Origin of the sequence: Cyclobacterium sp. SYSU L10401 (assembly GCF_010993705.1) — a bacterium.
In the GTDB taxonomy this organism is placed as follows: Bacteria; Bacteroidota; Bacteroidia; order Cytophagales; family Cyclobacteriaceae; genus Cyclobacterium.
Map to the genome: position 1 here is coordinate 96,752 of NZ_WOFO01000004.1, position 15,167 is coordinate 111,918.

General features: G+C 44.6%; 11 protein-coding genes. 7 read left to right on the plus strand and 4 right to left on the minus strand.

Annotated elements, in window-relative coordinates; translation table 11 throughout:
• Nucleotides 1–125 precede the first annotated feature (125 nt).
• Nucleotides 126–1,199, minus strand: coding sequence for an agmatinase family protein (locus GL182_RS11190; protein ID WP_163379772.1), 1,074 nt, complete (start codon nucleotides 1,197–1,199; stop codon nucleotides 126–128).
• Nucleotides 1,200–1,251: 52 nt separating this feature from the next.
• Nucleotides 1,252–1,728, minus strand: coding sequence for a SixA phosphatase family protein (locus GL182_RS11195; RefSeq protein ID WP_163379773.1), 477 nt, complete (start codon nucleotides 1,726–1,728; stop codon nucleotides 1,252–1,254).
• A 168-nt stretch (nucleotides 1,729–1,896) separates the two neighbouring features.
• On the opposite strand from GL182_RS11195, the gene topA reads away from it, so the two are divergent.
• The 3 genes from topA (at nucleotide 1,897) to GL182_RS11210 (ending at nucleotide 5,632) form a co-directional block, all read left to right on the plus strand.
• Entirely contained in the window at nucleotides 1,897–4,242 is a 2,346-nt protein-coding gene (topA, locus tag GL182_RS11200) for a type I DNA topoisomerase (RefSeq protein WP_163379774.1), read from the plus strand.
• A gap of 672 nt (nucleotides 4,243–4,914) precedes the next feature.
• Nucleotides 4,915–5,157, plus strand: coding sequence for a hypothetical protein (locus GL182_RS11205; protein WP_163379775.1), 243 nt, complete (start codon nucleotides 4,915–4,917; stop codon nucleotides 5,155–5,157).
• Between the two features lie 16 nt (nucleotides 5,158–5,173).
• Nucleotides 5,174–5,632, plus strand: a complete 459-nt coding sequence (locus tag GL182_RS11210) for a hypothetical protein (protein ID WP_163379776.1) — start codon at nucleotides 5,174–5,176, stop codon at nucleotides 5,630–5,632.
• 280 nt (nucleotides 5,633–5,912) lie between these two features.
• Here the strand turns inward: GL182_RS11210 and GL182_RS11215 are convergent, their stop codons facing one another.
• Nucleotides 5,913–6,833, minus strand: coding sequence for a ThuA domain-containing protein (locus tag GL182_RS11215; protein ID WP_163379777.1), 921 nt, complete (start codon nucleotides 6,831–6,833; stop codon nucleotides 5,913–5,915).
• A 554-nt stretch (nucleotides 6,834–7,387) separates the two neighbouring features.
• Here GL182_RS11215 and GL182_RS11220 point away from each other — a divergent pair.
• The 4 genes from GL182_RS11220 (at nucleotide 7,388) to GL182_RS11235 (ending at nucleotide 12,695) form a co-directional block, all read left to right on the plus strand.
• On the plus strand, nucleotides 7,388–9,853 hold the full coding sequence (locus GL182_RS11220) for a TonB-dependent receptor (RefSeq protein ID WP_240469788.1): 2,466 nt from the start codon (nucleotides 7,388–7,390) through the stop codon (nucleotides 9,851–9,853).
• Nucleotides 9,854–9,869: 16 nt separating this feature from the next.
• Complete coding sequence (locus GL182_RS11225) at nucleotides 9,870–11,153, plus strand: PepSY-associated TM helix domain-containing protein (RefSeq protein ID WP_163379778.1); 1,284 nt, start codon at nucleotides 9,870–9,872, stop codon at nucleotides 11,151–11,153.
• A 208-nt stretch (nucleotides 11,154–11,361) separates the two neighbouring features.
• Nucleotides 11,362–11,589 carry a hypothetical protein gene (locus GL182_RS11230; protein ID WP_163379779.1) on the plus strand — a complete coding sequence of 76 codons (228 nt, stop codon included), beginning with the start codon at nucleotides 11,362–11,364 and terminating at the stop codon, nucleotides 11,587–11,589.
• Between the two features lie 179 nt (nucleotides 11,590–11,768).
• Nucleotides 11,769–12,695 carry a DUF5996 family protein gene (locus tag GL182_RS11235; protein ID WP_163379780.1) on the plus strand — a complete coding sequence of 309 codons (927 nt, stop codon included), beginning with the start codon at nucleotides 11,769–11,771 and terminating at the stop codon, nucleotides 12,693–12,695.
• Nucleotides 12,696–13,085: 390 nt separating this feature from the next.
• On the opposite strand, the gene GL182_RS11240 is transcribed toward GL182_RS11235, so the two are convergent.
• Nucleotides 13,086–15,128 (minus strand): plastocyanin/azurin family copper-binding protein, encoded by a 2,043-nt coding sequence (locus GL182_RS11240; protein ID WP_163379781.1) that lies wholly within the window; start codon nucleotides 15,126–15,128, stop codon nucleotides 13,086–13,088.
• Between the last annotated feature and the right edge of the window lie 39 nt (nucleotides 15,129–15,167).

Sequence of the window (15,167 nt, forward strand, 5' to 3'; positions counted from 1 at the left end):
GAAAAATCAAACTGCAAATATCGGAAAAATGCGGACAATAATTTCTTTTTCCCGTACGGGAAATTTTTCAGGTAAACCGAAACTTTTCCAAAGTTTCAAACTTTGGAAAAGTTTGATTAGAAAACCTACAACCAGTTTAACTTGCCCTGAGAAACGGCCGCCAGGTTGACCATGCGGTAAAGTACCCTGGCCCCAACATTCGCATCCCAATCACTTTTTTCCGGCCCGGGAGCTACCTCTACCAGATCGAAACCAATCACTTGCCTCCCGGATTTCACCAATGTTTTGAGTAGGTAATCCAGCTGCTGAAAATCCAGGCCTCCGGGAACAGGAGTGCCCGTATGGGGGCAAAGGGCGGGGTTTAACCCATCAATGTCAATGGTCAAGTAAACCTTTTCGGGTAAATTGGCCACCATCTCCTGGCAAATGGATATCCAGGTTCTGCCTTCAAACAATTGCGCTTTCAATTGGCTATCGGAAAATAGCCGAATCCTTTCATCTGAATGGATCACCGTCCATTCTTCCTCGCAATAATCCCGGATACCTACCTGAACCAAACGGTCTACCTGGGGGATTTTCAGAAAATTATGGGCTATGGAGGCGTGTGAATAGTCAAATCCCTCGTAAGCCGATCGCAAGTCTGCATGGGCATCTATTTGCAGTATTCCGAAAGTGGAATGATGGTCAGCCAAGGCACGGATAGCTCCCAAAGGGGTGCTGTGGTCTCCTCCCAAAAGTCCAAAAACCTTTCCTTCTTTCAGGTAGTTGCGGGCCTGTTGGTATACCCAATCGTTCATTTCTTCACAAGCCCTGTTGATGATATCCGGAACGGCCGCAAATCGCTCCCCATGAATTTCCAAAGCTCCTTCCGCCAGCCATTGAATATAATTGCCCGCAAGCAGGCGGTACTTGTTATTGTCTGCCTGCAGGTTTTCATCAATTGGCAATAGGCAGACACCCAGCTTCCATGCATCTTTGATGTCTTCCTGAAAAAGATCCACCTGTTGGGAGGCTGCCAGAATGGCTTCCGGGCCCTGGGCCGTTCCTGAATGATAGGAAACCGTCACTTCCCAGGGAACGGGAAGAATGACCACCTCACTGTTTACCGGTTCAAAGGGAAGTCCAAATAATTTACCGGAAATCCCTATGCCATTGGGATCAAAATCCGTGAATGGGTCATTTTTTTGTTTATTACTCATGTCTTGATTGAATTGGTGAAATGTAAAATAAAAGCTGTAGGATAAAGCCAGACTACTGAAGTATCTCCTCCAGGGTACCGGTATTTCCTGACAACATATCCCATCCCATATCTTGAAAATGAAGCCGGGCCATCATGCCCGGAGAAAACATTAGATGTCCCTCTCCTGTTAGATAGGAAGCAATCATGCTGATAGCCGGGTTATGTCCTACGAGCAACACATGATCTGATGTTTTAGAAAACGCATTGATAATAGCAAGTAATTCGTCCCGCCCGGCCCGGTAAATAGAAGGTATGACCAGCCGGTTGGCTGGCTTCAGGTACTTGCCAAGTATTTCAGCTGTCAGGCGGCATCGCAAGGCAGGGCTATGCACCAGCAATTGACATTTCTGTCCATTGATACCCAGCATGTGTCCAAGCCTTTCCACTTGTTGGATTCCCGATGGTGTCAGTTTCCGATCTGCATCGATAGCACTGATGTCGGGAGAGGTGGCTGCACCATGTCGGGCGAGTAAAAGTTCCTTTACCATAAACCAAAATTGATATCTGAAATGAAAATTAAATATCTTGAAATTATGCCGGCAAAAAAAATTGCTTTGGTTGAATATTTGGAAGAGAATTATATGACATCTATTTTTAGGCCATAATAAGGGGATAATTCCTGCTCCTTAGTATTTTTATCTCTAAACAAGCAAACCATGCCAAAGAATTTAGTCATTGTCGAGTCACCAGCAAAAGCCAAGACCATAGAAGGTTACCTGGGAAAAGACTTCAAGGTCACTTCCAGCTACGGGCATGTGCGGGACCTGCCCAAAGGGGAAAATGCCATCGACATTAAAAATAAATTCAAACCTACCTATGAGGTCAGCCCAGATAAAAAGGAAGTAATCAGGGAATTAAAAAAACTGGTAAAGGAGGCTGAGACCATCTTCCTGGCAAGTGACGATGACCGGGAGGGAGAAGCCATTTCCTGGCATTTAAAGGAAGTGCTTGACCTTAAAGATGAAAATACCAAAAGAATAGTATTCCGGGAAATCACCAAATCTGCCATTATCAAAGCCCTGGAATCACCCAGAAAAATAGACCTGGACCTCGTCAACGCCCAGCAGGCAAGGCGGATTTTGGATCGCCTGGTGGGATTTGAGCTATCCCCTGTACTGTGGAAAAAAATCAAAGCAGGTCTATCTGCCGGAAGGGTGCAGTCTGTTGCCGTCCGCTTTATTGTAGATCGGGAAAGGGAAATAGAAAAATTCAAAGCTACTTCTTCCTTTAAGATCACCGCCCTTTTCGATGTGGAAGGGAAACAATTGCAAGCAGAATTACCGAAAAAATTTGATAGTAAAGAGGAAGCCGAAATTTTTCTTAAAAAGTGCCTGGAAGCAGAATTTTCCATTAAATCTTTGGAAACCAAGCCGGCGAAGAAAAGCCCTGCTGCTCCCTTTACCACTTCCACCCTTCAGCAGGAAGCCAGTAGGAAGCTTTATTTTTCGGTGGCACAGACCATGAACATCGCCCAGAAACTTTACGAGTCCGGAAAGATCACCTATATGCGTACCGACAGTGTAAACCTGTCCGAAGATGCGCTCACAAGTGCAGAAAAAGAAATCAAAGGAGCCTTTGGGAAGGAATACCACCACAAAAGAAAATTCACTTCCAAATCTGAAGGGGCCCAGGAAGCTCACGAAGCCATTCGCCCCACTGACTTTTCAGTGACTGAAGCCGGGAAAGACCGAAATGAACAGCGCTTATACGAACTCATCTGGAAGCGGGCCATAGCCTCCCAGATGGCAGACGCCCAGCTGGAAAAAACAAATGTTTCCATTGCCATTTCCAATGCAGACCAAACCCTGAGTGCCAGCGGGGAAGTGATCAAATTTCAGGGGTTTCTGAAAGTCTATCTGGAAAGCACAGATGAAGAAGAGGAAGAAGAATCAACTGCCAAAGGCCTGCTTCCTCCATTAAAGGAAGGGCAAGTTCTGGACCTGATCGAAATGAAAGGCAGACAATCTTTCACCCGTCCTGCTGCCCGGTATACCGAAGCATCGCTGGTAAAAAAACTGGAGGAAATGGGCATAGGACGACCGTCCACCTATGCGCCAACCATCTCTACCATTCAGAAGCGTAACTATGTGCTCAAGGAATCCAGAGAGGGAACGCCAAGAAAATATATGGAAATGCGTATCCAAGATGGCCATTTCGAAGAAGCAGAAAAAACCGAAACTACCGGCACGGAAAAAAATAAACTTTTCCCCACCAATATTGCCATGGTGGTCAATGATTTTCTGGTAGAGCACTTCCCCAACGTGATTGACTTTTCCTTTACCGCCAAGGTGGAAAAAGAATTTGACCACATCGCCCAGGGGGGACAGGCCTGGGAAGAAATGATCCAGAATTTTTACGGAGCCTTCCACTCCAAGGTGGAGCAGACCGAAAATATCAAACGCACAGATGTGAATAGCTCCAAGGAGCTCGGAGTAGATCCCAAAACGGGCAAAACGGTTATCGCCCGGCTGGGAAAATTCGGACCATTGGTACAAATCGGTGAACAGGAAGATGAAGAAAAGCAATTTGCCAGCCTGCGCAAAGGGCAGTTTATCGAAAGCATTACGCTGGAAGATGCCCTGGAACTCTTCAAGCTGCCCAGAGATGTGGGCTTTTTTGAGGATAAAAAAATTGTGGCAGCCATAGGCCGTTTTGGACCCTATATCCGGCATGACGGCAAATTTGTATCTCTGGGCAAGGAATATGATCCTCATTCCGTCAATGAAGAAGAAGCCATAGCCTTGATCAAAGCCAAACGGGAGGCCGATGCCAAGAAGCACATCAAGTCCTTCGACGAAGATCCGGAGGTCCAAGTCCTGCTTGGTCGCTGGGGACCCTATATCAAAAAAGGCAGGGACAATTATAAGATCCCCAAAGACAAGGAAGCAGAGAAGCTTACCTTTTCCGAGGTTGCAGAGATTATAGAAAGTCAGGGTGATGCTAAAAAGGGCAAAGCCAAACCCAAAAAAGCTGCTACCGGGAAGAAGAAGGCGAAGAAGTGATATTAGGACGATGCAGGTAATTAATGTGGAAGAAGGGAAACTATACCCAGCTTCACTTCTTCCATTTTATCGCCAAAATGATTCAAAGGATTTATTTTTTAACGATCCACCACTTTCACTGGATTTTGAGATGCGGTCTCAACGCTACCACTCCAAACCAGCTCTTTGGAAAATGGGAGGGAATTACGACTTGCCAATGCCTCCTGCCTGTGCCGACGAAGTCTTGATGCACCCAAGGGAACAAAAATCAAGGACAATCGACCGACATACCTGGGACTAGGATTTAACCTATTGGAACGATCATAATTTTTATGTATATTCATTCTCTACAGCACTACATTTGCTATGAAACAATTGGACTAACACTGTTCCAGTCTGGGTTGGGCCTGCTACATTTGGCCAAGGATAAAAGTTATTTTCTTTGGATTTACGCTACAATTTATTGCATTAGGGCTTTGGATAATTAGTATTTGAGCTTAAAAATTTAACATACATTTGTTCATAATTTGTTTTTAAATGGCTGCATAGCCTGTCCCGATCCTTAATCGGGAGAATCTTGCCACGACAATCATCCCAGTGCGTGAGGTTTTCTTCATCCTCGATTCCTTGTATCGGCTTAGAAAATCATTTCATAATTTTGGACGTTAAAAGAGGTAACAGATTAAATAAAATATGAGTGATGTCAACGAACATATTAACCACATGAATACAACGGGAAGTGCAATTTCCGGGGCAACGGGAGGTGCAGTTGTTGGAAGTTTCTTTGGACCCATTGGCACTTTAATAGGAGCGTCAATTGGGGGGATAATTGGAGGTGTTGTTTCCTATAACACCGGAAGTCATGATAACCCTCGAAAACACCAAAAACAAACACCTGGTTCCAAACAACAAAATCAAGTTGAACGAAACTGGTGATTAATAGAAATAAGGTTTGGATATCGAAATACTCATTTCTTATGCAAAATATGGGGGATTAGTCCTGGGAGGGATTTTCCTTTTAATTTATCTATTCAAACATAGACGTAAAGCCAATCTTGGTCAGGGTGTGTCAACAATACTGTTCGGTAATGGGATAGCAGCTGGAATTGCAGTAGGTTCTCAAGTTGCCTTTGTGGCGCATTTCTTAGGAAGAAAACTTACATACACGTATGAATTTACTGAGTTAATTCCTGGAAATAAATTGGTCATGCGGACAACAGAGGGACCATTTCCAATGCAGACCACATACACCTGGACCTCCATTGATGACAAGGCAACAAAAATGAGCCTGCGCAACCAGGGTAATCCAACTGGTTTTTCAAAAATTTTTGCTCCACTTATGGCAACAAAGATGAAGAAAGCCAATACAAAAGACTTGATAAACATCAAAAAAATACTTGAAAGTAAATGATGGGATGTAATTATGATTAATACCTATGATTTACACATCAGTCATCCGGAAAGCTTCAATCAGCTTGAGTGATGGATATGCGTCTTGTGTACTATCTTTGTCCACAGGTAAAAAGACAAATACAACTGTTTACACAATCCAATGAAATAGCCTATACGCTATCCGGTAAAAAATAATTTATCAGGTAGGAAAATCTGACCGCCTGGCAAATAGGAAAAAGGGGAGAACTGCGGAATTTGATTTTGTCCGCAGTTCAGTTTGTCATAGATAAAGCTAAAACCTATTCTGGTTTATCCATCGGACTATCATCTGCCGGCAAGTCACCCACTACGTATTGGAGGCCATCCAGGAAAAACTGAAGCAGCTCCGGTTGGTCCATACTTTGGGCGTTGTGGGAAGGAGAACTGTAAAAGACCCGGCCTTTACCATGCCTTTTGATCCAGGCAACATAAATGGTATTGTTATCTACTTCCGCTCTCTTACCTTCCAGCTTATCGGCTTCGATGTACAATAGCGGACGAAAATTGTAGTCAAAATAAGCATTTTTAAAAAAGTAGGGTTCATCTATATGGGTAAAACCCTCTCCGTTGAAGGCCTGGACTAGGGGATGACCTGAGTCAACCTCTTTCAGGTGCATTTCCTGCTGCTTGGGATGATAGTCAAAGCTACCGCCTACCATGGCACTGAACTTTTGGGAATTGTTTTGTACGGTGATCGCTCCATGCATGATGAACAAACCCCCACCTTTGGCCACATAGTCCATCAAGTTGCCTTCATATGCTGCGGATAACTCAGCTATACGGGCCTCTCCCAAACTGGAATTTTTCTTCAAAAGGTCTGCGAAAAGATCCCGGTCGGGGCCGGATGGATTGGAGTTATTCAGGATTACCGCATCGTACTGCTTCAGGTTTTTCTTATCGAAACTATCAATGTCCCGGGCAATGGTAATCTCAAAAGCACCTGTTTTCTTTGCCAGGATTTTCAGCATTTCATCATTGTGGGGAATGATCCAATGGTAAAATCCGGTGTGTTGGGAAAAAACCATGATTTTCCTTACCGGTGCCTGCACCCTTGGTTCAGAAGGCACCAGCGCTTCTATTTTTTCCAGCCATTCCTCCGTTACCGGGAAATCTTTTTGGCTCTGAGCGAACATACTGCCTGTAAAAAGAAAGAAAAGTAAGGTGTAAATAATTTTTTTCATTGCTATTGATTGGTTAATCAGTATATATTCTGTTAGTAATTCATGTCTGAAGGTGATGGAATGAAAAGACAGGTGAATTTTGTCCGAAAACTTATCAGCAAGCCTCTCAACGCCGTTTTTATTCTCACCAGGCATCACTTGAAAAGTGAAGATAGGGTAAAAAATTGACCGTTCCAATGAATAAAAGCCGGTTCCGGCATTATTTTAATTTCAACGGTCAAAAACCATGGCTTGGCCTCCTGTCCGGCGAGCCGGGCCTATTTAGATGCCTTTATATTTAGTATTCATCTATTCCCTGCAAATTCAAGATTACAAACAAAATTAAACCGACTGCCATTCAACACAGGGTTAGAAGAAAAATAGGTAAATATATGACCCATCCGGCTAATACCTGTATCTCTTCTTTTTTCAAAGTCAGCCCATTTTTAAAAACCAATTTATTAGGTATATAAATCCATAGAAAAAATCAATCTGGATTTAATCTAAATAATTTTTACTTTTTTGAATTAAGTTACAAATTTGCTATTATTTTAAATTAATCTAAATAAATCAAAATGATGAAACATATACTCCTGCTATTTACTATTCAGTTAATGTTGGCATCAAATGCCTTATTGGCGCAGACAGGAACCATTACCGGTGTGGTCACCAATACCGCCGGCAATCCGGTGGAATTTGTTACTGTCGCCATGGAAGGCACGGCCCAGGGTGGCATCACGGATGCAGCAGGGAGATTTGCCATTGACAATCTGGCCCCACGCCGCTACAACCTGCTGTTTTCCTCTCTAGGCTATGAAACCGAAAGCAGACAAGTTACCCTTGCTGCCGGCCAGGAATTAAGCCTGAATGTGGTGTTATCGGAAGGACTATTTGGGCTACAAACTGTCGAGATCACAGGTAGACGGGAAATAAGCTACGACAATAAGGAAACTTTTTCTGCCACCAAAACAGCATCACTCATCAAAGATGTCCCCTCCTCGATCAACTTTGTCACTAAGGAACTAATGCTGGACCAGGTGGCATTTACGGTAAATGATGTGGTCAAAAATGTGGCAGGGGTAAATCAATTCTCTTTCTACAATGATATTTCCATTCGGGGGTTCAGGGTACAGGGTCAGCGAAATTTTGGAACCCTATTGAATGGCATGCGCACTTTTACCAGTTTTTGGAAACCACAGCTGGTTCCTCATATTGAACGGGTGGAAGTGATCAAAGGACCTGCATCGGCATTATTCGGAAATGCATCTCCGGGAGGATCCATTAACCGGGTAACCAAAAAGCCCCTGGCAGAATCCAGGAAATCCATATCTACTACCGTGGGCAGCTTCAATACCCTCAGAACCCTGGCAGATTTCACCGGGACCATGACTGAGGACAAGAAATTACTTTACCGGCTTAACCTTGGATTTGAAAATTCAGATGGCTTCAGGGACCTGCAGTTCAGCAGAAACCTGGTGATAGCTCCCTCCTTTGCCTTTTTACCTACTGATCATACCAGCCTGAATTTTGACATTGTCTATCAGGATTCGAAAGGGCGTCTGGACAGAGGTCAGGCTGCCTTTGGTAACAGAAATCTTTTTTCCACACCCATTACCACGTCATTGAGTGCTATCAATGATTACCTGGATGAGACCACTATAAATGCTACCCTTTCCCTGCGGCACCAATTTTCTGACCGGGTGAGTTTTAACAGTACTTACCAATTGTCCAGCTACAATGAGGACCTGCTGGAGCACCGGACATCCAACCGTTTTGCTTCCCTGGGGGACGGCTCATTTGATGAGACCCAGGTTGCCATGCGGGTTTTTATCCGTAAAAGATCCTGGAACAACAACTCTATCAACAATTACCTGAATGTGGATTATAATGCTGGCGCTGTACAAAACACCTTGCTTGTAGGACACGATTACTTCCGGCAGGAACAACTTCCTGGAGGATCACAGCTGGAGGCACGCTCCTACCTGATGCAGGATGGCACAGCATCCAATGTGTACAACCCGGCTAATGCTGCCAATTTTGTTCTCGATAACAACGGCAATCCCGTCACCAACGTAGCTCATTTTGACCTCACCTCCCCCATTGCCAACGGCATGCGGGACATGAGCAAATACATTTATAATCAGGTAACATACAATCAGTTTATGCAGGAATCCCATGGACTTTACCTGCAGAATCAATCGGAAATAGGTCCATTGAAGGTTCTGCTCGGTTTACGTCAGGAATATTTCACCGATTACCTGAATTACAACAGCCCGGGAGAACAGGTGGTGGATCAGCAGGCTTTGCTTCCCAGGGTAGGTTTGGTTTACAGCCTCCATCCCAGTACCAACCTGTATGGAACCTGGGTGCAGGGCTACCAGCCACAATCTGCAGCTTCCTTTATTAACCCGGAGGCAGGAGGCCCCTTTGACCCCCTTACCAGCGAAATGATGGAAATAGGAACCAAATCAGAGTGGTTCAACAAGCGTTTGAGTGCCACCTTATCCCTTTATCAAATTGTGGAAAGAGGAGGACTTTACAATGCAAATGATCCCAATAATCCTGAAAGATTGGAACAAATTGGAGAAGAACAGTCCCGGGGAGTTGAATTGAATGTAAGCGGTAATATCCTGCCCAACTGGTCCATCGTCGCAGGCTATGCCTTTAACGATGCCAAAATCACTGAAGCAGACATAGAGGGAGTGATCGGTAGACAAAAACCCAATGCTCCCCGAAATACTGCAAACCTCTGGACCAAATACATCTTTGAAAAGGGCTCCTTTAAAGACCTGGGTATTGGTCTGGGTTATAACCATGTGTCCGAACGGTATGGATCTATTGTATCGGCTTCCGAACCGGATGTTTTCCCATCCTACGAAATTTTTGACACCGCCTTATACTACAAATTAAACAAAGTCCAATTCCAGATCAATGTCAATAACCTGTTCAATGAGACCCATTGGGTGGGCGGTTATGATGTAATTCGTGCCTTTCCCGGAAGTCCCAGGAATATCATGACTACCGTCTCTTATACCTTTTAATAAACAGCAGCTATTGGTGAAACTGAATAAAAAAACGCTTTTTCAGATCCATAGCTGGATAGGGATCAAGTTAAGCATACTATTCTTTATAGTATGCTTTTCCGGTACCCTGGCCACCCTGAGCAATGAGATGGACTGGCTGTTTTACCCTGGCATGCGTGCCACAGGCAATGGGGAAAGGGTGTCTTATAATCAGCTGGTGGATGCTGTGCAAAAGGCCTATCCCGATGGGGCCATCAGCTATTGGGTAATGCCCAAAGAACCGTATTTGAATGACATTGTCTATGTAAACAAGCAGGGGCAGCGCCACTATGTTTTTGTGGATGCACATACTGGAGAGGTCAGGGGGGATACTACCGTTACCTTTCAGCGTTTTTTTCGTGATTTCCACTATTACCTCTTCATGCCCTTTTACCAGATAGGCTATTTCATGGTGTTGGTATTTGCCTTTTTCCTGGCCATCTCCCTTATAACCGCACTCATGTTTTACAAAAAATGGTGGAATAAACTTTTTGAGTTGAAGTCCGGAAATGGAAAACTGATGTTCTTTCGCAGCCTGCACAGATTGGTTGGTCTTTGGTCGGTGCCCTTTGCCATCCTGTTTTCCCTTACGGGTATTTGGTATTTTGTAGAAAGAACCAACCTGGGCAAAGTATCCGAAATATCCAATCCAATTCCGCCAAAATTAGAAAATGAGCTGCCAGACCCTTCCGGTCCGGTCGCTTTTTCCTATCAGCTGGATTACGACAAGGCAGCGCAGATCGCTCAGGAGTCCATTCCTGGTTTACAAATCAGGGGCATTGTGCCTACCAATGAGGTTAGCAAGCCTATTTATTTTCGGGGAACAAGTCATGTGCCCCTAGTCAGAAACAGGGCCAACCGGGTATACCTGGACCCTCTATCCTATCAGCCCGTAATGGTACAGAAAGCTGAGGAAATCCCCACCGTAATGTACCTGAATGATATCGCAGATCCCCTTCATTTTGGTGATTGGGGAGGTTTAACCACCAAAATCCTCTGGTTTTTTGCCGGCCTTTCCCTTTCCTCTCTGGTACTCACAGGCATTTGGATTGCCTTGAAACGGCAAGTAAAAAAGACAAACGTCAAACCCATGGGCAGCTGGAAATACATCAACTTGGGCCTTGCCCTGATTGTAAGCGGCTTCATGTATTCCTTTATGATTTTACGCTACTCCCTTTCCTGGCAACCACTGGTGTTTGTCGGTCTGCTGCTGGGATTGATCAGTTGGCTTACCTGGTACATTTTTGTTTTCAGGCTGCGGAAAACATCTCAGAAATAGGATATGGGGCGGTGGGTTTATTAATATGGCGTTTTATGGTACAAGATAAACCATTTAGTTCAATTAAATACCTATATATATACATTGCAGGGATGATCTAAAGAACAGTTTAATTTAGTTTAATTATAAACTATAGCATTTTTTTTAATAAAGGAAACATTTAATTATCGTTGTAGTATATATAGTGTAACCAAAAAATATACATGTTATGGATCAAGTTTGTTCAAATTGTAACCACTGGGAACCCAAGGCTCCTGTGGTCGCCAACAAAGAAAATTATGGTGAATGCAATAAATTAAGTCACCTGGAGTCAAAAATGGATCCGGATTACATCATTCCGGTATTAAATGATGGAAAACCTATCGATCAAAATACCAAATCAATAGAATTTATTACAGGCGCAGGATTTGGATGCAATCAGTTTGCAAACGCATAAGTAGTAAAAAACTCTGTGGTTGAACTTTCACTACGGAGTTTATTTTTGCATGTATATTTAGATTTGATCTATATATAACTTAATGTTTTTTAAACGGATAAAATTGACCTGACTTTTTTATAAAAATTTATATTGTATTGATCCATGCTACAAAAACCTTTTAATTAAAATAAAAACCCATGGAATCAAAAGATATATCCCTACCCTGGCCTGAATTGGAATTCGGAAAAATACAGGACACCCTGGAAACCCTCCACCAGTGGATTCAGATTGTAGGCAAAATCCGGCTGCGAACCATGCCCTGGCAAAACCATTCCTGGCATACCACCCTGTACCTGAGTCCCCATGGATTAACTACCCAAGGCATTCCCTACCAGGGCGGCTTTTTTCAGATCGATTTTGATTTTATGCAACATAAACTTTACGTTTCCTGTGCTCATGGAGCCAGTTTGAGTCTGGATCTCCGCCCCATAACGGTAGCTGACTTTTACGAGGAACTATTCCAGAAACTTTCCAATCTGGGAATCCATGTAGCCATCCATGGAAGTCCCAATGAACTGGAGACCGCCATTCCCTTCAAAGAAAATACCATTAACAAATCCTATGATCCCAAGGCTGCCCGGACGCTCTGGCAGGCCATGGCCAAAGTACAGGCTGTTTTTAGCCGATTCAGAAGTGAGTTTATCGGTAAATGCAGTCCGGTCCACCTGTTTTGGGGAGCCTTTGATCTGGCTGTTACCCGTTTTTCCGGAAGTCCTGCACCGCTACACCCGGGAGGAGCGCCCAACATGCCATTAGAGGTCATGCAGGAAGCCTATTCCAAAGAAGTAAGTAGTGCTGGCTTTTGGCCGGGATCAAAAGATTTTCCCTCGGCCATCTTTTATTCCTATGCCTATCCGGCAGGTCCCCGTTTTGCGGAACAGGAGGTACTTCCCAAAGAAGCTTTTTATAGTGCTGAGATGGGGGAATTTATGCTGAAGTACGATGACGTGCAACAATCGAAAGATCCGGAGGGAATGCTCTGGGATTTTCTGCAAAGTACTTACCAGGCAGCCGCTGTCACCTCAGGGTGGAACCGAGCTGAGCTGGAAAGGTATCCGGGCTGATACATGATTATGGACTGGGTTCGATGATAAATTATCACCAATGGCTGGGACTAATCCTCCTGAAAGACAAATTCAATTAGATTGTGTTTTTTGGTTTAGCCCGCCATTTCCGGGATCATCTCAAACGAGTTGAACCCGAATATGCATTAGGAATTCCATTGCAAACTGAAATTCCTTCAAAATCAGTCAATCGTTGCAGTTTTCAACCCCACCATAGCGGTGCTAGTTTCCAAACTGCCAGATTTTCTTGCAATTTCAGCCTTTACAACGAAACCTAATACATAATCCGGATTGAAAACCTCCCGGGGAAAGGTCGGAAAGTACCTGATGATTTTACTTTGATCAATCGGATAAACCATCAAAATACAAATGTAAAACCAGCCATATCCATTATTTGATAACCCTCATCACTCCCTGCATAACATAGGCGTGCCCCGGGAAAGTACACACATAAGCATACTCACCGGGTTCAGCCGGAGCTTCAAAATAGATGGTTTCTGAAGTTTCCGGAGAGAGGATATTGGTATGGAATAGCACCTTGTCGGAGTCGGGTATGTAGTTTTTTTGAGAGCCTTCCAAGCCCATCTCTAAGGCCGCCTCTCCCACTTCTATGGCCGTGCCTGGCATGGCAAACACCAGGTTATGCAACATATCGTCGTTGTTATTGAAGGTGACCTTGACCTTGCTGCCTGCCTTTATTTCGATAAGTTCCACATCATATTTCAAGCCGGGCAAAGTGCCCATCACGATACTTTGGTCTGGCCCATTGGTCCAGGTATCAGGCATTTCCGTCATTCTTTTTGAAGTATTGGTGGCTGCTCCAGTTGTGCCGGCGGTATTGGAGGCTGCCACGGCGGTATTCTGATGAGCAGCATGTGGATTGGCAGCAGCCTTCCTTATCTCCGAAAGATTCGCTTTCTCCCCTGAAGGAATTTGATTCAGGGTGTAATACCCAACGTCATGCAATAGATCCATTTTCTCCCCTGATTTGATTCCTGAAGCATTGATTTCATGGATATATCCTTCCTTCAGGCCATCCACCACCAATCTCACTTTCAGCCTGTCCTCAGAGACCAGAGCTGCCTTTAGCGCCAACTCCTCCAGCTCGATTACCGGACTTCCGTAATTGTGGTGATACTTGTAATTGAAACTGGAAAGTTGATAGGAATCTGTACTTCCTGCTGCATCAGCATCCACGGGAAGGGTGAATTCCAATTCAAATCCATCCGGTTGGGCTTTTACGGTTTTTATTTCAAAAGGTACTCTCCCTGTCCATACCAATCTTTGCAAACCAAATGGTTCCTTTCCGGTAGAACTCCAGCCCCTGCTGGTCATTCCCACAAACATGGAGGCATCATTTCCCCATACCATGCGCAATATACCGGAAGAAAAACCTTCTCTAAAAGGGAAGGCTACGCCTTGATAGACTCCATTGACCTTTTCCAGGTAAACCCTCACAATCTTGCTATGGCCCTGGTCACCGACAAATAGTTGATCGGTAAACGGCCCAAAGTTGCCACCTGTTTGATCCAAAAGAATATCAGAGGTAGAAATCCCCATCAGCCCGTGTGGCAACCAAACTGCCGGCGTTTTGAAACCAGGAATCTCTGCAGCGACTTTTGACATGGGATCTCCGGTATCGGGTATGTCTTCGGGCTTCAGTTTCACAGGAGATCCTTCCAAATGACTCCATACCAGCCCTTCGGGGTTCCCTACAAAATCACCGGTTTCCACATGGGTGATCCTTCCTGACCCAACCCAATCTCCCTGGTTTTCGGCATAAAAAACATCCCCAGCTGCATTATATCCCATACCCGCAGGAGACCTCATGCCTGAAGCCAGCGGTACCATGTTACCCTCTGGTGACACCTTCATCATCCAGCCCCTCCATTTTGCCAGGCTGGCGCCATGTCCTATCCAACCCAAATTCAGGTTTACAAGCATGTCCCCCTCAGGGGTGAACAAGGGACCATAGGAATATTCGTGATAGTTGCCCGAAAGGGGCCAGGATACGACCGTCTCATAGGCATCAGCTTGCCGGTCTCCATTCTTATCCGTCAGTTTGGTAAGTTCTGAGCGTTGGCTGGCGTATAAGCTTCCATCATGGTAGGCCAGGCCCAGGGGTTCATGTAATCCGGTAGCAAAACGGTCAAACCGGGGAGTCCTCGTTCCAGTCATATACGGATTCTCTATTAACCAAATTTCTCCCCTACGGGTGGCCACTCCCAGGCTTCCATCAGGAATTACAGCCAATCCACCCACCTCCAGCTCTATCCCATCTGGAATGGGAATATCTACAATGGTGTAATAAACCTGCTCCCTGGGAGCAGGATCCGACTGTTCTGTCGCTTGCTGAGCTGCTACAGGAAGTGACAGCCATAGTAAAGAAGCAACTGTTAAAATGTTCAAAAATCTATAACTATATATTTTCATACCCTTATTTTTCGATAATTTCGTCTTGGTAACTACCTG